We start from the raw sequence: 17,318 nt of genomic DNA on the forward strand, positions 1-17,318 counted from the left end.
ATTACAGGATCGGCGCGAACAGCTTGGCCACGTGCATGGCCACCCGCATGAGTACCGGCGACGCCAGAAACTCGTCGCGGCCCACTTGTTTGGCCTGCGCGAAGTCGGCCTCGAGCATGCGCGCGACGTCGGCCGCAAAGCCCCGGTCGGCGGTCATCACCATCATCTCGAAATTGAGCCGGAACGAGCGATTGTCGAGGTTGGCGGTGCCCACGGCCGCGGCCTCGTCGTCGATGAGGATGACCTTCTGGTGCAGGAACCCCGGCTGGTAGCGATAGATCTTCACGCCGGCACTGATCGCCTGGTACGCATAGATCGTGGACGCCGCGAATACCACGAGGTGATCGGGCCGGGCGGGGATGAGGATGCGTACGTCCACGCCGCGCAGCACGGCCAGCCGCAGCATGGCGAACACGGCCTCGTCGGGGACGAAGTATGGCGACGTGATCCACAGCCGCTTGCGCGCGGACTGGATCGCTTCGACAAAGAACAGCGAGCAGGTTTCCTGGTTGTCGGCCGGCCCGCTTGGTACCACCTGGCAGATCATGTCCCCCACGGACTGCGCGGGCGGCAGCAGCAGGTGCGGCACCTCGCGCGCGGCCCAGTACCAGTCTTCGGCAAACGCCATCTGCAGACCCAGTACGGCGGGGCCGCGGATCTCGATATGCGTGTCGCGCCAGGGCGCGAGCGGGGGCCGCGTGCCCAGGTATTCGTTGCCGACATTGTGTCCACCCACGTAGGCGCACGCGCCATCGACGACCACCAGCTTGCGATGGTTGCGGAAGTTGAGCTGGAAGCGGTTGACGAAACCGGGATGGGTGGAGAACGCGCGCGCCTCCACACCGGCCTGTTGCAACTCGCGCACGTAGGGTCGTCCCAGCGCGTGGCAGCCGATGCTGTCGTAGAGAAAGTAGACCTTGACGCCGGCGGCCGCGCGCGCGCACAGACGCCGATGCAGCTCGCGCCCCAGTGCGTCGTCATGAACGATGAAGAACTGGATCAGCACCACCTCGCGCGCGGCGTCGATCGCCGCGAAGATCGCCGCGAACGTATCGGATCCATTGATCAGCAGCCGCACCGCATTGCCGGACACGCATGGCATGCCGGTCAGGCGCGGTAGCGCGCGCAGGCATACGGGCACCGGCTCGTGCACGATGCGCGCGCCGAACGCATCGCGCTCGCGCATGCTCATGCCATGCCGAATCTCGCGTAGCCGGTCGTTGTTGAAGCGCCGCGCATTGACGTACCCGGCGAACTGACTTCGCCCGAAGATCAGGTAAGGGATCAGCGCGAAGTACGGCATCATCACGAGCGAGCCCGCCCACGCGATTGCACCCGGTGCGGTGCGCACCGTCATGACCGCGTGCAGCGCCGCGACCACCCCTACCGCGTGGAAGCCGGCGACGATCGCTGCAACGATGCTGGGACTCAACATAGGCGGGGTGCGCCATGACTGGCCGGGACTCGATGACCGCTATTCTGGCATAGGAAAACCACCGCCTGCCGCGCGCCATGCGCGTTGTCGTTCGGGGCGCGTGCAAATCCAGAAATCTACGACGTTCCGAACCCACTCTCGGAAATTTCAGATTTCCCTGATTGTTGGGGTCAGTCTGGGCCTTTAGTCTCCCTCGGAATCATCTCAGTCCCGTCCCAGTTCTCCTCGCCTTTCAAGAGATTCCGCATGCCGCCCTCCCCCAATGTCGCGTTGCTCTCCAGCGGTTCCACACGCCCGCAGACCATCGAAGCCCTGCTGTCGGTGGCCGGTTTCCGCTGCTGCGTCTTCCACGCGGGCCGCGATCTGATTCACGGCATCAGCCACGACACGTACGACATGCTGCTGATCGACCGCGAATTGCCGGACATCCCCGCCATCGACGTCATCCGCGCGGTACGCGCCGCTCGTGCGCGCGATGTGCCCATCGTGATGCTGTCGGAGGTATCGAACGACGATGCCCTGGTGGAAGCGCTCGACGCAGGCGCTGACGACTACCTCGTGCAACCGATGTCCGAGCGCGTGCTGCTGGCGCGCATCGCGGCGTTACGGCGCCGGGTCATGACCACGAGCGGACGTATCGGGCTGAGCGTGCGCGCGGGTCCGTACGAGCTCAACAGCGCCGGTCGTTACGCGCTGCTCCGTGGCAAACGCATTGCCATGACGCCGAAGGAATTCGACCTGGCCACACTGATGTTCGCCAATGCCGGTTGCATGCTGAGCAACAACCGCATCGAGCGCGTGGTCTGGGGACGGGAGTTGTCGCCGCTGTCGCGCGCGCTGGCGCAACTGGTCTCACGCATGCGCCGTACGCTCGCCCTCGGTCCGGAGAACGGCGTCACCGTCAGCGTGGTCTATGCGCAGGGTTACCGGCTCGACGTACTGGACAACGCCCGCGCCGATGACGTCGTTACGCCAGTCGTCCCGGTGGCCCCACGCGATCCGTCGCAGGTCATGGCGCGCCACGTCGAGCAGTTGATGTCGGCCTGATTGGCGGCCAGCAATGTGCGAGTGCCGCCGGTGGCGTCGGGGCGGCCGAGAAAATAGCCTTGGGCCGCAATCACGCCGAGCTTGCGCACCGCCGCCAGTGCGCCGCCATCCTCGATCCCCTCGGCGATCACGGTGCCGCCGATGGCCCGCATCATCCGCAGCATCGCCCGCAGGATTTCGCGGCGCCGCGCGCAACTCTCAATGCCGCGCACCAGCGACTTGTCGATCTTCACGAACTGCGGGCTCAGCGCTACCAGCAGATCCAGATTGGCGTGCCCGGTGCCAAAATCGTCGAGCGCGAATTGCACGCCGCGCTCGGTCAGCATCTCCATCGCACGCGCGAACGAGTCGATGTCCCCCGTCGCGGTCTGCTCGGTCAACTCGATCACGATGCGTTCCGGCGCGACCGGCTCTCCCGCCACGGTCAGCACCTCCACCATGCCCTCTGCCGCACCGCACAATAAGCTTCGCAACGTCAGCGCGCTGAAGTTGAGGAACAGCTTGCCCGGCAGTGCCAGCGCGTGCCACGCCGCCAGCGCGACGCGAGCCGCCTCGCATTCGAGCGCGACCGTCGCGCCAATCTCGCGTGCGTGTCGGAACAGCGCGTCCGGCTGCGCAAGCGGCGAGCCCCGCGGTCCGCGAATCAGGGCCTCATAGCCAAGGATCGAATCGTCGTGGAGCCGCACGATGGGCTGGAACACCGCGTGTAGCGGTGGGAACAGCGGCGAGCGCAGCGGCGCTGCGGGTAATGACGATATGGCCGGCTGAGCAGAGGGGGGGCGATACATGGCGTTGCGGCGCGAGGCGAAAATTCTGACCCGTCATTTCATGACCGCGACATGACCCCGGTATGACAAACCACGAATGGCCGTGCAATGTCTCTACATTGGCCTTACATCGCCCATACATCGACCATACATCGCCCCTACATCGACCGTATATCGCGCATGCCATTGCACCGCATATGGTTATGCGCAAGTTGTGCGGGCTCGCATCCGTAAACACCCTGATCAGATGGCGTCAACCGATGACGGCGCAGAGCCGTTTCGGGTGACATTGGGCGGGCATCCGCGCCCCGCTATAAAGCTCCAGAGGGCAGTTGTGTCGGAGCGAAACAAATGACATTGCGGGGTAACCGGGATTTACGACTTCCACGACCAAGTTACAGAACTGTTGCACTTGGAGGCGCGCCACGGCACGCCGAACGCGGAATTGCCGGTTACGCTTGATTCATCGCAACACGTAGAACACACAGGGAAATCATGTCTGAACGCCTCATCATGCTGGACGTCCCCGGCGTCTTGTACTCGGATCGCTCGGCGGCTCGCCTGGGCGGCACGCCCACTACCGGTACCCTGCGCGACGTGAGGTTTTTCGATCCGATCGCGCTCGGCTTTCTGCGCCGCCTGTTCGGCATCGCCGGCGCCCGTGTGGTCGTCTCCGACGCCTGGCGTCGTGGCACGCCCGCCGCGATCCTGCAGCAGCTCGACCTTCAGATCGAAGGCATGACGCCGGCTGCCGCTGGCTTGGTGACGTCAACCCATGGCCAGCAGATCGAGGCGTACTTCGCGGAGCGTCCGGCACCGTCGGCGTGGGTCATCATTTCGACCGCCGCGCCCGAGACGATGTCCGCCGCGCAGCGCGAGCGTCTGGTCCGCGTGGATCCGGCCGAAGGGCTGACGGTCGAGAATTTCCGCCAGGCGCTGGACATCCTCGGCGTGGCCTGCCCGTCCACCGTGACGCCCGACTCGCGCGTCGATGCGGACCTGCGTGCCAAGCTGCGTGACCTGCAGCAACTGGCCCGCGTGGCGCCGTCGCGCTTCACGCCGGTCACGGTCGATCTGGCCGGAACCGTGATTGCCGATCCGATCCGCACCGCGGTCGCGCATTGAATTGAAGGTTGGCTAAAGGCGGCCCGGCGACACCGGGTCCGCCATCAGCACTCGCCCACGGGCAGCGATTTTTCGCTGCCCGTTTTCTTTTCCGCGCCATTTCAATAATTCTGCATTGCAGAATTTGCATTCCACAATGCAGTTGACAGGTTCAGCCGATCAGTGGGACGATCGCCGCCATCGATGTTCGGCGGACGCACGCCGGGCACAGCAACATGGAGACCTGCATGCGCAGCCACGCATCCCCGGCCGCCGCCCCTGGCGCGACCCACCCTTCGTCTATTCCCCCTTTTATTCCGCCGTTCCGCCGGTTGCATGAAGCCATCGCGCCATGGGCCGCCAGCGCGCCCGAACGTATCGCGCTGATGGACGCGCATCGCGCGCTGCGTTACGGCGAGCTCGATGCCGCGGTGCAGCACACCGCGAGCACGCTCGCGAGCCTCGGCGTGCAGGGTGGCGACCGCGTGGTGCTCGTGACCGAGAACAGCGTGGGCTGCTCGGTCATCCTGCTGGCGCTGAGCCAGCTCGACGCCTGGTCGGTGCCGGTGAACGCGCGGTTGTCGCCGCGCGAGGTCGGCAATATCGTCGAGCACGCCGATGCGCGGCTCACGCTTTATCTGGACAGCGACTTCCCCGAAGCGCGCGAGCATGGCCTTGCACGGGGCGCGCGCTGGGCCGAATGGCCGCATGTGGGCCGCCTGCTGATTGGCCCGCTGAACGCCGGCGCCGCGCGCGAACCGGTGGCGGACGACCCCGCGGAACAGGTGGCCGCACTGATCTACACGACGGGCACGACTGGCGCGTCCAAGGGCGTGATGCTCACGCACGCGAACCTGATGTTCATCGGTCATTCCAACCGCATGCAGGCGCGCGTGCAGCCCGGCGACCGCATCTATGGTGTGCTGCCGATCTCGCATGTGTACGGTTTGTCCGTGTTGCTGGTCGGCCCGATATCGAACGGCGCAACCGTCTACTACGAGCCGCGCTTCCGTCCCGATCAGCTCGCGCGCATGTTGCGCGAGGAAGCGCTGACCGTGCTGCATGGCGTGCCCGCGATGTACGCCAAGACCATCGAATGGAGCCGCGCAAACCGTCAGTCGATGCGTACGCCGTCGCTGCGCGTCGCGCAGTGCGGCGGCGCGCCGCTGACGATGACGCTCAAGGCTGCATTCGAGGACACGTTCGGTATTCCGCTGCAGAACGGCTATGGCATGACCGAGACCTCGCCGACCGTGTGCCAGACACGTGTGGAGTCGCCACGCAGCGACTGCTCGGTGGGCCCCGCCGTGCCGCACGTGGAGCTGCGCCTCGGCAATGTGCAGGCCGACGGCAGCGGCGAGTTGCAGGTGCGCGGCCCCAACGTGATGAAGGGCTACTATCGCCGCCCCGACCTGACCGCCATCGCGATCGATGCCGAAGGCTGGCTGCATACCGGTGACCTGGCGCGCATCGACCCCGATGGGGCGGTCTCGATCGTCGGCCGCGCGAAAGAGATCATCATCCATTCGGGCTTCAACGTGTATCCCGAGGAAGTCGAGCAATCGATCAACGCGCATCCGGCCGTACTGCAGTCGGCCGTGGTGGGCCGCGCGATCGAGGGTAACGAGGAAGTGATCGCGTTCATCGAAGTGCGCGCGGGCATGACGCTCGATGAAGCGGAATTGCGCACGTTCCTGCGCGAGCGGCTGTCGCCGTACAAGATGCCCGCGGAAGTTCGTGTCATGGCGCAATTGCCGGCGGCACCGTCGGGCAAGATCCTGAAAGCGAAGCTGCGCGAGGCACTCGGCGCGGCCTGATAACAAGACCACGAGGATGACAGCATGAATGCAACCGATGAGAATCCGGACCGTGCCCGCGACGGCTCGCGCAAGGAAGACCGGCATTTTGTGACCGCGCTCGCGCGCGGGCTCGATGTACTCGCGTGCTTCCGCGCGTTCGATGTGGAGCTTGGCAACGCGGAACTCGCGCAACGGTGCGGCCTGCCCAAGTCCACGATCTCGCGGCTCACGCATACGCTGACCGAACTCGGCTATCTGCAGGCGCTGACTGACCCAGTGCGGTACCGGCTGGGCAGCTCCGCGCTGGGCATGGCGCCGGTCGCGCGCGAAGGGACCGATGTGCTGGCCGTGGTGCGGCCTCACATGCAGGAACTCGCGGATCTGTCGCAAGGTGTGGCATCGCTGATCGTGCGCGATCGCGGCCGCATGCTGATCTACGAGAACTGCCATGCGGAGTCGTATCTGACGCTGCGCGTGAACGTCGGTAGCCGCGTGTCGGGACTGACCACCGCGGCCGGCCGCGCGTATCTGATGGCGCTGTCACCCAACGAACAACGCCAGGCGCTGGCGGCGTTCCGGGCCGACGATCAGACCAGCGCCGCGCAAGCGGACGACGTGCTGGTGCGCGCACGCGAAGAGAAGCAGCGACTTGGCTGCACCACCTCGTTCGGTGAATGGCTGCCCGATATCAACTCGATCGCGCTCGCGTTCCGGCCCGGCCCATCGCTGCCGCCGATGACGCTGAGCTGCAGCGGCCCCAATGCCATCGTGCCGCCCGCGCATCTGCTCGACGCGGTGCGTCCGCATCTGCATGATCGCATCGGCCGCATCGAGGCGGCGCTCGGCACGCGCTGAGAGCACTGCGCGCGCGCGAATACGTCCGCCACGTCCGCCGCGTCCGCCGCGTCCGCCGGGGCGGGTATCATGCCCGTTCCGCCTCATCAATCTGCCCGGTCACTCCGCGCCGACACGAAAGCCACCATGCCGCACCTCGTCATCGAACTCACCGAGAACATCCGCCTGAACTGCTCGCAGGAAGAGCTGCTCGACGAAGCCAATGCGGCACTGCTGGCCACCGGCCACTTTCAGGAACCGGACATCAAGTCGCGCTGCGTTACGCTTGAGGTCTACCGCCAAGGCACCGACGTGGCAGACCGCGCGTTCGTGCACGCCACGCTATCCGTTCTGGACGGCCGCGATCAGGCCACGCGCCGCCAGCTCGGCCAGACCGTCTGCGACGCGCTGTCCGAACAGGTGCGCGCGGGCGAAGGTCAGTCCGTGCAGATCAGCGTGAACGTGGTGGAGATGGAACGCGCGATCTACGCCAAGACGATCATTGGGCAATAGGCTCCGCCACGTCGCCGCGGGCGAACGTCGAGCCCTCGAACTTGCACAGGTAGCTCATCACCATATCGCAGATATGTTGCAGCCTGGCCTCGACGCGATCTTTCGCGCCGAGGTCCACATCGAGCACGAAGGACAACGTGTACCGGTTGGAGATCGCATACGACCCCAGTCCGGAGATCGAAACATAAAGATCGACCCAGTCCGCATCCGGACGAAACACGCCCTGCGCCTTGCCACGCTCAAGGATTTGCGCCAGCGCGCTGCGTAGCGGATTGAACATTGCCGGTATCACCTTGGACTTGCGGATATGTTCCGCCTTGTGCAGGTTCTCGGTGCTCAGCAGCTGGATAAACTCCGGATGGTCGATGAAGTGACGGATGGTCTGGACGATCAGCGTCCGCATGTCCTCCACCGGGTTCTCGCCTAGCTCGCCGAACTGATTCTGCCGTTCGCGCATGGACGCGTACGCGCGCTCCATGACTTCGATGAAGAGGGCTTCCTTGCTGTCGAAGTAGTGATAGACGAGGTTTTTGCTGATCTTGCTGCGCGCGACGATGCTGTCCACGCGCGCGCCGTCATACCCCTTCGTCGCAAATTCCTTCGCTGCCATCTGCAGGATCTTCTCGCGCGTCGCGGCCGCGTCACGCGGCTTGGGCTTTCCGCTGGTCTTTGTCGCTGGCATATGCCTTGCCTTTCTCTTTGATCGTTATGGCGCTGGTCGCCACGCTGGTGCAAAACCTAACTAGTTGGTTAGTCTACACGGCTTTGGCTGCACTGCAAGGATGCCGGTAACCCAGCTGGGGCGCCGATTTCGGCGCCATTGTGGTGCTACGTATTAACCCGAGTTGGCAGGCTGCAATCCGACCACTATTGTACTGACTAGTTAGTTAATCACAGGGCACCGGCAGCAGTCGCCAAGGCCTCTTTTCTGGAGTTGGACAATGCAATCAGCCAGCAACGCGGGCGCCCGGGTCGGGTGCGATATCGGCGGGACCTTCACGGACATCGTTCTGGCGTTGCCGGACGGCCGCCTCTTCGTGAACAAGACGTCCACGACGCCGCACGACCTGGGCGAGGCGATCGTCACCGGCCTCAAGGCGTTGATCGATCAATCTGGCATTGCCCCGGGCGACATCACCGAGATCGTCCATGGCACCACCACCGCATCCAACACGATCCTGCAGAAGGTAGGCGCGCGCACCGGCGTGCTGACCACGGCCGGATTCCGCGACATCCTGGAGATCGGCCGCATCCGCACCCCCACGATGTTCGACCTCGGCTGGCAGAAGCCGCAGCCACTTGCCGCGCGGCGCTATCGCCGCGGCGTCAGTGAACGTATCGATGCACGCGGGAATATCGTCGTACCGCTGAATCCCGAAGAGGTGCTGAACATTGCGCGTGGCCTCGTTGACGAAGGCGTGGAAGCGCTGGCGATCTGCTTTCTTAACAGCTACATCAACCCGGTGCATGAGCTGGAGACGAAGGCGCATCTCGAACGCGAGTTCCCCGGCCTGCTGGTGACGGCGTCCTGCGATGTGCTGCCCGAGATCAAAGAGTACGAGCGCACCAGTACGACCGTGGTCAATGCCTACATCCTTCCCGCGATGCGCACATACCTGCGCCGCCTGAAAGACGACCTCGGCCGCATGGGGGTCACCGCCTCGCTGCAGGTCATGGCGTCGAACGGCGGCATGATGGGGGTCGATAGCGCGAGTGAGAAGCCTGTTTTCGCGGTGGCGTCGGGCCCCGCCGGTGGTGTGGCGGGCGCCGCGCAGATCGGTGCCCTCAGCGGCGGCAACGACCTGATCGTGTTCGACATGGGCGGCACCACCGCCAAAGCTTCCATCATCACAGACGGCATTCCATCGCTGACGAACGAGTACGAGTTCCGCGACGGCATCAGCGCGCCGAGCCGCTTTGTCAAGGGCGGCGGCTACGTGCTCAAGGTACCGGCCATCGATATCGCCGAAGTTGGCGCTGGCGGCGGCTCGCTGGCCGGCATCGATGCGGGGGGCCTGCTGTTCGTTGGCCCGGAATCGGCGGGCGCGAATCCGGGCCCGGCCTGCTATGGCCGCGGCAACGATCGCCCGACCGTGACCGACGCCAATATGGCGCTCGGCTTTCTGAACCCCAGCGCGCTTGCCGGTGGCAGCCTCAAGGTCGATCCGGCGCAGTCGCGGCGCGCGATCGACGTTCATATCGGCAAGCCGCTCGGACTGGATACGCTTGCCGCCGCGCACGGCATCCGCCATGTGGCCAACGTCAGCATGGCACGCGCACTGCGCGCGGTGACCGTGGAACGCGGCCGCGATCCGCGTGACATGACGATGATCGCGTTCGGCGGCGGTGGCCCGCTGCATGCGGTTGCGGTAGCCAGACTGCTCGGCATCAAACGCGTGATCGCGCCGGTCATGGCGGGGGTGTTCTGTTCGGCCGGCATGCTCGGCGCGGATGCGGAACACAACTTCGTCAAGGCCGTGCTGCGGCCGCTTGCCGCGTGCGACGCGGCAAGCATCGGCAGGGTCATCGACGAACTGCACGCACAGGGGCTGGCAGTGCTCGCGCAGGAGGGCTATGCGCGGGATGTCGTGGATGTCGCAGTCGGTCTGGACCTGCGTTATCTGGGCCAGAGTTCCGAACTGACGATTCCATTGCGCGTGGCCGTCGGTCAAACCATTGACGCCGCCGCCATGGCCGCGCTGATCGAGGACTTCGCCGGCCAATATCGCCAGACCTTCGGCTACAGCAACGACGAGCCGCTGGAACTGGTGAACGTGCGGCTGAGTGCTTATGGCCGTAGCGATCAGCGGCTGAAGTTCAACGACATCCGCGTCGATGCCAGCGCACTGCAAGGCGTGTCCGGCACGCGGCAGGTCAGCTTCGAACGCGACCAGCCGCCCTGCGAGACGCAATTGGTGCCGCGCGCGGCCATCACCGAGATGCCGCGCCACGGGCCGCTCATCATCGAGTCGTACGACACCACCATTGTCGTGCCGCCCGGGGCCACCGCACGCACGGACAAGATCGGCAACATCATCATCGACATCGCCCAGGAGCAAGCATGACATCGGATATCAACCCCACGCAGTTCGATCCCGTGACGTTCGCGGTCGTGAAGAATGCGATGGATTCCATCGTCGATGAGGTCGCCTACACGGTGATCCGCACCGCCCGCTCCGAGATCGTCAAGGACGTAATGGATTACTCGGCCGCGATCTGCGATCGCCACGGGCGCATGGTGGCGCAGGCCAAGACGATCGCGCTGCATCTCGGCGCCATCCCGGAAGCAATGGCGGCCGTGCAGCAGCGCTATGGCGACACGTTGCAGCCCGGCGATGCCATCGTCGTGAACGATCCCTATGAAGGTGGCATGCACCTCCCGGACATCTTCATGTTCGTGCCCTTCTTTTATCAGAGCGAGCTCGAAGGCTTCTGCGTGGTGATCTGCCACCACACCGACGTGGGCGGCCGCGTGCCCGGTTCCAATGCCAGCGACTCCACCGAGATCTATCAGGAAGGCCTGCGCATTCCGGTACTGAAGCTCTACGAAGCCGGCAAGGTCAACGAAACACTCGAACGCATCATCGCGCAGAACGTGCGCGTGCCGGACCGCGTGCTCGGCGATCTGAAGGCCCAGTATGCCGCGTCGCAGATCGGCGTGCGCGAGCTGACCGCCCTGTTCGACCGCTACGGCCGCGCGGACTCGCGCGCCTATCTGAACGAACTGCTCGACTACGCCGAGCGCCTGACGCGCGAGGAGATCCGCCACTGGCCGAAGGGCACGTTCCGCTTCGTGGACTATATCGACGACGACGGCATGTCGCCGGAGCCGATCCGTATCGAGGTGGCACTCACCGTGCACGACGATCATGTCTCGGCCGACTACACGGGCTCGGCGCCGCAGGTGCGGGCCGCCATCAACTCGACGCTGTCATATACCAAGTCCTGCACGTACCTCAGCGTCCGCTGCGCGCTGCTCGGCGATGTGCCGAATAACGCCGGTGTGTTCCGCTGCATCGATGTGCATGTGCCCGAGGGTTCGGTGCTGAATCCCCTGCCCCCAAGCGCCGTGGCAGCCCGCGCGCTGACCGGCTATCGCGTGTTCGATGCCATGCTCGGCGCGCTCGCGCAAATCGTCCCGCATCGCATCCCGGCTGCGGGCGAAGGCGGCAACACTGTGGTCTGCCTGTCCGGCAAGAGCGATGAAGGCAAGCCGTACATCATTGTCGACATGATCTGCGGCGCGTGGGGCGGCCGCCCGGCCAGCGATGGTATCGAAGCCATCACCAATGCCTCGCAGAACCTGTCGAACACACCGATCGAAACGCTGGAGGCGCAGCATCCCGTGCGCGTGGAAGCGTATGAACTGGTGGAGGATTCCTGCGGTGCCGGGCAATACCGCGGGGGACTCGGCATTCGCCGCAGCTATCGTGTGCTCGCGCCCGATGCCCTGCTGCAACTACGTGCCGATCGCATGAAGTTCTCGCCGTACGGCCTGGCCGGCGGCGAGCCCGCAAGCCCTGCCCGCAACCTGCTTCAGCATGGCAAGGACGTGACCGATCTGCCCAGCAAGGTGGGCATGACGATCGCGCGCAACGACGTGGTGACGCACATTCAGCCCGGCGGCGGCGGCTTTGGCGATCCGATGGACCGCGATCTGGAGCGGATTCGCGAAGACGTATGGAACCACAAGGTGACGGCGGCATACGTACGCGAACACTACAAGGTCGTGGTCGATCCGCATACCGGCGAAGTGAACCACGAAGCGACGGCGGCACTGCGCCGTGGCGCGCTGGCTCAGGCCGCATAGACGGTACGTCGCGATCCGGTTCACCTGATATCACCCACACATGCCCCACGAGGAATACAAGATGCGTTCGTCGTTCATGAACCCGATTCGCCGCAGCGTCATTGCGGCGTGCACACTCGCCGCCTTCGCCTCTCTGTCCGCGACGAGTGCCCACGCGGCCGACAAGCTGCTGGTGCGGATGGACTTTTCAGCGTGGGGCATGCATGCCGCCATGCATCTGGCCAAGCAAAAGGGATGGTTCCAGGAAGCCGGACTCGATGTGGAGATCCAGGATGGCACCGGCACCATCAATACTTTGCAGTTGCTTGCCGCGGGCCAGGTGGATGTCGGACAGGTGCAGCTTGGCACGATGGCCATCGCCAAGGAAAACGGTCTGGACCTGATGTCGATCGCCGGCTTCGCGCGCAAGGGGGACCTTGCCGTGCTGGTCGATGAGAAGCTCGACGTGAAATCCGCAGCGGATCTGGTCGGCAAGAAGCTCGTGTGCTTTACGACGAGTCCGTGGGCGCCGTTCATCGATCCGTATCTCAAGGCGATCAACGTGCCCAAGTCGAAGACCAATGTCGTGATGGTGTCGCCCAGCGCGATGATCTCGACCTACGCGTCGGGCAACAGCGACGGCTTCCTCTCCCAGGCACCGTTCGGCCAACCGATGGTCGCGAAGGTCCGTCCCGCCAAAGTATTCCTGCTGGCGGACAGCGGCATCAACTTTCCGAGCTATGGATTGGTGACGACACCGAAGAAGCTGTCCGAACGTGGCGCCGCCATAAAAAAGCTGACGCAGGTGCAGGTCAAGGCGTGGGAGTACATCTACGCGGGACATGAGGACGAAGCCGTAGCGGCCCTCGTGGCGCAGCGTCCCAACGCCAAGCTCGATCCGGAGGTGCTGAAGGCGCAGATCGTGGCGTATCGCCAGTTCTTCGAGAGCCCGACGCAGAAAGCGGCACCAATCGGCAAGCAGAACGACGCCGACTGGGTGGCCGCGATTCAGTCGATGGAACGCGTCGGTGCGATCAAGCCGGGCCGCAAGCCCGCCGACTACTACACCAACGCCATGCTGGCGAACTAGCGCGACGGAGGACGAGCATGTCGGCATTCCTGCAGATTGGCCAACTCAACAAGATCTATCGATCGCAGCGCGACCCGTTGTACGCGCTCAAGGACGTCAGTCTCGATATCGAGGAAGGCGAATTCGTCAGCATCGTCGGCCCCAGCGGCTGCGGCAAGAGCACGCTGCTGAAATGCGTCGCCGGCCTGGAACCGATTTCCAGTGGCCATCTCGCGTTGCAAGGCGATCCGATTTCCGGTCCGCCCTCGAACATGGGCGTGGTATTCCAGCGCGACCTGCTGCTCGACTGGCGCACCATTCTCGACAACGTGCTGATTGCGGCCGAGTTTCACGACCTCGATCGTGGCGACTACGAAGAACGCGCGCGAGCGGTACTCAATCTCTTCGGCCTTGGCTCCTTTGCCAACCGCTTTCCGTGGGAGCTGTCGGGCGGCATGCGGCAGCGCGCATCGATCTGCCGCGCGCTGCTGGTTGACCCGCAGTTATTGCTGATGGACGAACCATTTGGCGCGCTGGACCCCTTTACGCGCGACGAACTGAACGTGGAGCTCCAGCGCACATGGATGGATACCGGCAAGACCGTGCTGTTCATCACGCATTCGATCTCCGAAGCGGTGTATCTGAGCGACCGCGTCGTCGTGATGTCGCGCAATCCCGGCGGCGTCGCGGCCGTCATTCCGATCGAACTCGAGCGACCACGTGGACTAGCGGTGCGCGAAACGAAGGCCTTCGCCGATTACGTGTCCCAGATCCGCGGCATCTTCCGCGATCTCGGTATCTACAAGGGGTAACGACATGAAGTTCCTGTGGAAACGTTCCGAAAACAGCCGGCTTGCGGTTCTCACGATGGTGATCCTCCTGCTGGTGTGGGAAGGCGCGGTGCGCTTCTTCGCCGTGCGGGAGTTCCTGCTGCCGACGCCGGGCAAGATCTTCACCGAGTTCATGGCGCAACCGGGTTTTCTGCTGCTGCAAAGCCTGGACACGCTGCAGACGACGCTGGCGGGCTTTGCGTTAGCCGTGCTGCTTGGCGTCGGCGCGGCCATCGGCATCGTCTACTCGCGCTTTCTGGACCGCACGCTCTATGCGCTGATGGTTGCATTGAATGCGGTGCCAAAGGTCGCGCTTGCGCCGCTGTTCGTGATCTGGCTGGGCACGGGCTCAGCACCGAAGATCGCCATCGCCATGCTGATTGCGATCTTCCCGATCCTGATCGACACCGTGCTCGGCCTCAAGTCGATCGACCCCGAAATGCTGAACATGGCGCGCGCGAATCAAGCCTCGCGCAGCAAGGTGCTATGGAAGATCCGTTTTCCGAATGCGCTGCCCAGCATCTTTGCGGGCATGAAGGTTGGCATCTCGTTCGCATTGGTCGGCACCATCGTCGGCGAGTTCGTGGCGGGCGAGACCGGCCTCGGTCACGTGATTCTGGTGGCACAAGGCAGTTTCAACACGCCCACCGTCTTCGTGGCATTGGCACTGCTGTGCGTGCTGGGCGTGATCCTGTTCAAGGGATTGGAGCTGGCCGAGGAACGCCTGCTGCCGTGGCATGCGTCGCAACGCGGGAAACCGACGGCGGAGCCGGCGCCCTCGGTGCAATCCGACAAACCCTTACAGATGTTTGCCGGCGCCAAGCGGTAGTCGATCAGACCAGCACCGCACGGCGCGCGCGCGATGGATTGGCGGTTCCGCCGATCGGATTCCCGGATGCAGGCACCGCGCGATCGCGACCCCAGGCCCGGATGGATTCGATCTGTTCGGGGCTGGTCTTCGACAGCGGCACCAGGTTCTGGAAGCTGCGACGAAACAGCTCGTTCGAGACCGCGGCGTCGCCATTCAGGTACGCCTCCTTGACGACTTCGCGGACAGCGGACTCAAGGTCCGAGCCAGCAAAGCCGTCTGACAGATCGACCAGCTCGTTCATCAGGTCGGTATCGACACTGCGCTTCAGACCGCGTTGCGCGTAGATCCCGATGATCTCGCGCCGCTCCTCGGGCGTGGGCAGGTCCACGAAGAACAATTCATCGAAGCGCCCACGACGCAGCAATTCTGGCGGCAGACGCGAGACATCGTTAGCCGTTGCCACCACGAACACGCGCGAGCGTGCCTCCTGCAGCCAGTACAGAAACTGGCCCACCAGCCGCGTGGACGTACCGCCATCGCCCGCGCCCTGCGTGGCACCGGCCAGGCCCTTCTCGATTTCATCGATCCACAGTACGCACGGTGCCACATGGTCCGCCGTGCTCAGTGCGTCCTTGAGTCGGCTTTCGCTCTGACCAAGGTATTGGCCGTGAATGGTGGCCAGATCGAGCCGATACAACGGCAGCTTCCAGTTGTGAGCAATGGCCTTGGCGGAGAGCGACTTGCCGCAGCCGGGTACCCCTACCAGCAGCACACCGCGCGGAGGCCGGATGCCGCGCTCGCGCAAGTCGGCCGTCAGCAGCGGGCGCTCCTTGTCGAGCCAGCGCTTGAGCCCGCCCAGACCGCCTACATCGAGTTCCGCACCGCGTACCTGCACTCGCTCGATACCGGAGATATCCGCGAAAATGCGGTCCTTGGCATGTGTCAGTTGCGCGAGGTCGGCCTTGACGATGCTGCCATTGGCCAGCAGCGTGGCAATGATGTTCTCCGCCTCGATACGCGAGACGCCTGTCAGAATGGCGGCGGCTTCGCGCTCGTCGGCATCGTCCCATTCGATTTGATAGTCGGCCCGATAGGCACCAATCTGCTCGTGGATGATCTCGAGCATCTCGTCTTCATTCGGCGCGGACAACACCAGCGACATCCCCAATCGCTGCAGCTGACTCCAGACCGGCTTGGTCGTGATCACGGCGATGGCACCGCCGTTCTCCGCGGCAAGCATCACCGCATCCTGCAATTGCCGCGCAAATGCGGAATCCGCTTCGATATCGTCGACTTCGGTCAGCACGAACGTCAGGTTCTGGCGCTGTGCAATCTGCTGACCGGCGAAATCGAGCGCGCCGTGCACGGAACGGTCATCATTGGCGGAGCGGCTGCTCACCAGTTCGCGCATCCCTTGCGACAGCGTGTGCACGTACATCGGCGCGTTGTTCAGTCCCTGCGCGATGTCCTTGAGAATGTCGAGCACGCGTGCGCGCTCGGCGCTGCGAATCGAGATAAACGGGACACGTGCCTTCAGATAACGCGTCAGGGTGCTGCGGAATTCCTTGGTATCACTCATTAGCTTAGAAAGGTTCTACGCCGGCGATTGCCGGCGGTGTCCGTTGCATTGGCGCGCTGGGCAACCGCGCGATCGACCACGGGTTGACTGGCGGTCGTTTGGTCCGCATAGCGCAGCAGGCTGTTGTTGCGCACGATCGTCGCCAACTGACCACTCCGATCGCTGCGCGCCGTGTCTTCCAGCGATTGCTGTGCCTGTTCGGCATAGCCACGTACCTGCGACTGCACGAGCTCGCTCAACGCTTGCGGAAACGGCGCACAACGCGAGAACCGATGCAGCAGCGCCAGCTTGTGGCGCGCGTTGAGCATTGCATTGGCGAGAACGCCATGATCGCCGGCAAATCGCAGATCGCGCGAGATGTCATTGGCGATGCGCGTCAGTCGTTGATTGACGACGCCACTCACGCGCTCCGAGAACAGATTTGCCACGCCACCGGTCCAGCTCAGCGAACCCGCATTCATGGCCTGCATCACCGCTTCATCCTCGCTCGCGCGTTCGAACACTTCAAGACACGTCGACCAACCGGCGTAGGTGTCTGGAGGCGTCATCGCACGCGACGCAGAAATGGCGTGGCCGGCAGCAGGTCCCACTGCGGGAAGGCGCCGGCAAGTACCTCGCTGGCCGGCTGCGGTACGGGCGTTCCGCGTGCCACAGTCAGGCCTTGCGCCGCGTCAGCCACGGGTTGATCAGCCGAGGCAGTCGTATTGGCGCCGGCGTCCGTCATCAAATTGCGAGCCATGG

15 protein-coding genes and 1 pseudogene are annotated in these 17,318 nt (G+C 64.3%); 10 read left to right on the forward strand and 6 right to left on the reverse strand.

All coding sequences use genetic code 11. The annotated features are described in order from the left end of the window. Window position 1 precedes the first annotated feature (1 nt). Window positions 2-1,435, reverse strand: coding sequence for a cardiolipin synthase (gene cls, locus LDO41_RS06865; protein ID WP_223983594.1), 1,434 nt, complete (start codon window positions 1,433-1,435; stop codon window positions 2-4). Window positions 1,436-1,681: 246 nt separating this feature from the next. On the opposite strand from cls, the gene LDO41_RS06870 reads away from it, so the two are divergent. Next, window positions 1,682-2,482: a response regulator transcription factor gene (locus LDO41_RS06870; protein ID WP_223983597.1), complete on the forward strand. Its 801-nt coding sequence runs from the start codon at window positions 1,682-1,684 to the stop codon at window positions 2,480-2,482. Window positions 2,483-2,580: 98 nt separating this feature from the next. On the opposite strand, the pseudogene LDO41_RS06875 reads toward LDO41_RS06870, so the two are convergent. Beyond that, window positions 2,581-3,270, reverse strand: a pseudogene (locus tag LDO41_RS06875) (EAL domain-containing protein); the annotation flags it as partial. Between the two features lie 474 nt (window positions 3,271-3,744). Here LDO41_RS06875 and LDO41_RS06880 point away from each other — a divergent pair. The 4 genes from LDO41_RS06880 (at window position 3,745) to LDO41_RS06895 (ending at window position 7,499) form a co-directional block, all read left to right on the forward strand. Beyond that, window positions 3,745-4,374 carry an HAD domain-containing protein gene (locus LDO41_RS06880; RefSeq protein ID WP_223983599.1) on the forward strand — a complete coding sequence of 210 codons (630 nt, stop codon included), beginning with the start codon at window positions 3,745-3,747 and terminating at the stop codon, window positions 4,372-4,374. Window positions 4,375-4,601: 227 nt separating this feature from the next. Then, the gene (locus LDO41_RS06885; protein ID WP_223983602.1) at window positions 4,602-6,170 is read left to right on the forward strand and encodes a class I adenylate-forming enzyme family protein; all 1,569 of its coding nucleotides are present in this window, start codon (window positions 4,602-4,604) and stop codon (window positions 6,168-6,170) included. A gap of 24 nt (window positions 6,171-6,194) precedes the next feature. Beyond that, window positions 6,195-7,007, forward strand: a complete 813-nt coding sequence (locus LDO41_RS06890) for an IclR family transcriptional regulator (RefSeq protein ID WP_223983605.1) — start codon at window positions 6,195-6,197, stop codon at window positions 7,005-7,007. A gap of 126 nt (window positions 7,008-7,133) precedes the next feature. After that, window positions 7,134-7,499: a 5-carboxymethyl-2-hydroxymuconate Delta-isomerase gene (locus LDO41_RS06895; RefSeq protein WP_223983607.1), complete on the forward strand. Its 366-nt coding sequence runs from the start codon at window positions 7,134-7,136 to the stop codon at window positions 7,497-7,499. Here LDO41_RS06895 and LDO41_RS06900 read toward each other — a convergent pair. After that, window positions 7,486-8,181, reverse strand: a complete 696-nt coding sequence (locus LDO41_RS06900; protein ID WP_223983609.1) for a TetR/AcrR family transcriptional regulator — start codon at window positions 8,179-8,181, stop codon at window positions 7,486-7,488. The two genes, LDO41_RS06895 and LDO41_RS06900, sit on opposite strands and share 14 nt — an antisense overlap. Window positions 8,182-8,440: 259 nt before the next feature. On the opposite strand from LDO41_RS06900, the gene LDO41_RS06905 reads away from it, so the two are divergent. From LDO41_RS06905 to LDO41_RS06925, 5 genes are all read left to right on the forward strand, one after another. Further along, complete coding sequence (locus LDO41_RS06905) at window positions 8,441-10,564, forward strand: hydantoinase/oxoprolinase family protein (RefSeq protein ID WP_223983611.1); 2,124 nt, start codon at window positions 8,441-8,443, stop codon at window positions 10,562-10,564. Further along, complete coding sequence (locus tag LDO41_RS06910) at window positions 10,561-12,309, forward strand: hydantoinase B/oxoprolinase family protein (RefSeq protein WP_223983613.1); 1,749 nt, start codon at window positions 10,561-10,563, stop codon at window positions 12,307-12,309. The genes LDO41_RS06905 and LDO41_RS06910 overlap by 4 nt, the downstream gene beginning before the upstream one ends. A gap of 61 nt (window positions 12,310-12,370) precedes the next feature. Beyond that, window positions 12,371-13,378 (forward strand): ABC transporter substrate-binding protein, encoded by a 1,008-nt coding sequence (locus tag LDO41_RS06915; protein WP_223983615.1) that lies wholly within the window; start codon window positions 12,371-12,373, stop codon window positions 13,376-13,378. A 17-nt stretch (window positions 13,379-13,395) separates the two neighbouring features. Further along, window positions 13,396-14,169: an ABC transporter ATP-binding protein gene (locus tag LDO41_RS06920; protein WP_223983617.1), complete on the forward strand. Its 774-nt coding sequence runs from the start codon at window positions 13,396-13,398 to the stop codon at window positions 14,167-14,169. A 4-nt stretch (window positions 14,170-14,173) separates the two neighbouring features. After that, a complete protein-coding gene (locus LDO41_RS06925) occupies window positions 14,174-15,016 on the forward strand; it encodes an ABC transporter permease (RefSeq protein WP_223983620.1) in 843 nt (280 codons plus the stop codon). Between the two features lie 4 nt (window positions 15,017-15,020). Here the strand turns inward: LDO41_RS06925 and LDO41_RS06930 are convergent, their stop codons facing one another. From LDO41_RS06930 to LDO41_RS06940, 3 genes are read right to left on the reverse strand one after another with little or no spacing between them, the layout of a single operon-like run. Beyond that, window positions 15,021-16,577, reverse strand: a complete 1,557-nt coding sequence (locus tag LDO41_RS06930; RefSeq protein ID WP_223983623.1) for an AAA family ATPase — start codon at window positions 16,575-16,577, stop codon at window positions 15,021-15,023. Then, on the reverse strand, window positions 16,577-17,125 hold the full coding sequence (locus tag LDO41_RS06935; protein ID WP_223983625.1) for a hypothetical protein: 549 nt from the start codon (window positions 17,123-17,125) through the stop codon (window positions 16,577-16,579). Before LDO41_RS06935 ends, LDO41_RS06930 begins: the two co-directional genes overlap by 1 nt. Further along, window positions 17,122-17,316: a hypothetical protein gene (locus tag LDO41_RS06940; RefSeq protein WP_223983627.1), complete on the reverse strand. Its 195-nt coding sequence runs from the start codon at window positions 17,314-17,316 to the stop codon at window positions 17,122-17,124. The genes LDO41_RS06935 and LDO41_RS06940 overlap by 4 nt, the downstream gene beginning before the upstream one ends. Window positions 17,317-17,318 lie beyond the last annotated feature (2 nt).

It is taken from the genome of Cupriavidus pampae, assembly GCF_914271485.1.
Classification (GTDB): Bacteria; Pseudomonadota; Gammaproteobacteria; order Burkholderiales; family Burkholderiaceae; genus Cupriavidus; species Cupriavidus pampae.

Bases quoted from the DNA above. Each gene is read 5' to 3' on its own strand.
- LDO41_RS06890 (WP_223983605.1), top strand. From the start codon at position 6,195: ATGAATGCAACCGATGAGAATCCGGACCGTGCCCGCGACGGCTCGCGC.
- LDO41_RS06895 (WP_223983607.1), top strand. From the start codon at position 7,134: ATGCCGCACCTCGTCATCGAACTCACCGAGAACATCCGCCTGAACTGC.
- LDO41_RS06930 (WP_223983623.1), bottom strand. From the start codon at position 16,577: ATGAGTGATACCAAGGAATTCCGCAGCACCCTGACGCGTTATCTGAAG.
- LDO41_RS06940 (WP_223983627.1), bottom strand. From the start codon at position 17,316: ATGGCTCGCAATTTGATGACGGACGCCGGCGCCAATACGACTGCCTCG.
- LDO41_RS06925 (WP_223983620.1), top strand. From the start codon at position 14,174: ATGAAGTTCCTGTGGAAACGTTCCGAAAACAGCCGGCTTGCGGTTCTC.
- LDO41_RS06915 (WP_223983615.1), top strand. From the start codon at position 12,371: ATGCGTTCGTCGTTCATGAACCCGATTCGCCGCAGCGTCATTGCGGCG.
- LDO41_RS06900 (WP_223983609.1), bottom strand. From the start codon at position 8,181: ATGCCAGCGACAAAGACCAGCGGAAAGCCCAAGCCGCGTGACGCGGCC.
- LDO41_RS06870 (WP_223983597.1), top strand. From the start codon at position 1,682: ATGCCGCCCTCCCCCAATGTCGCGTTGCTCTCCAGCGGTTCCACACGC.
- LDO41_RS06935 (WP_223983625.1), bottom strand. From the start codon at position 17,125: ATGACGCCTCCAGACACCTACGCCGGTTGGTCGACGTGTCTTGAAGTG.
- LDO41_RS06880 (WP_223983599.1), top strand. From the start codon at position 3,745: ATGTCTGAACGCCTCATCATGCTGGACGTCCCCGGCGTCTTGTACTCG.
- cls (WP_223983594.1), bottom strand. From the start codon at position 1,435: ATGTTGAGTCCCAGCATCGTTGCAGCGATCGTCGCCGGCTTCCACGCG.
- LDO41_RS06885 (WP_223983602.1), top strand. From the start codon at position 4,602: ATGCGCAGCCACGCATCCCCGGCCGCCGCCCCTGGCGCGACCCACCCT.
- LDO41_RS06920 (WP_223983617.1), top strand. From the start codon at position 13,396: ATGTCGGCATTCCTGCAGATTGGCCAACTCAACAAGATCTATCGATCG.
- LDO41_RS06910 (WP_223983613.1), top strand. From the start codon at position 10,561: ATGACATCGGATATCAACCCCACGCAGTTCGATCCCGTGACGTTCGCG.
- LDO41_RS06905 (WP_223983611.1), top strand. From the start codon at position 8,441: ATGCAATCAGCCAGCAACGCGGGCGCCCGGGTCGGGTGCGATATCGGC.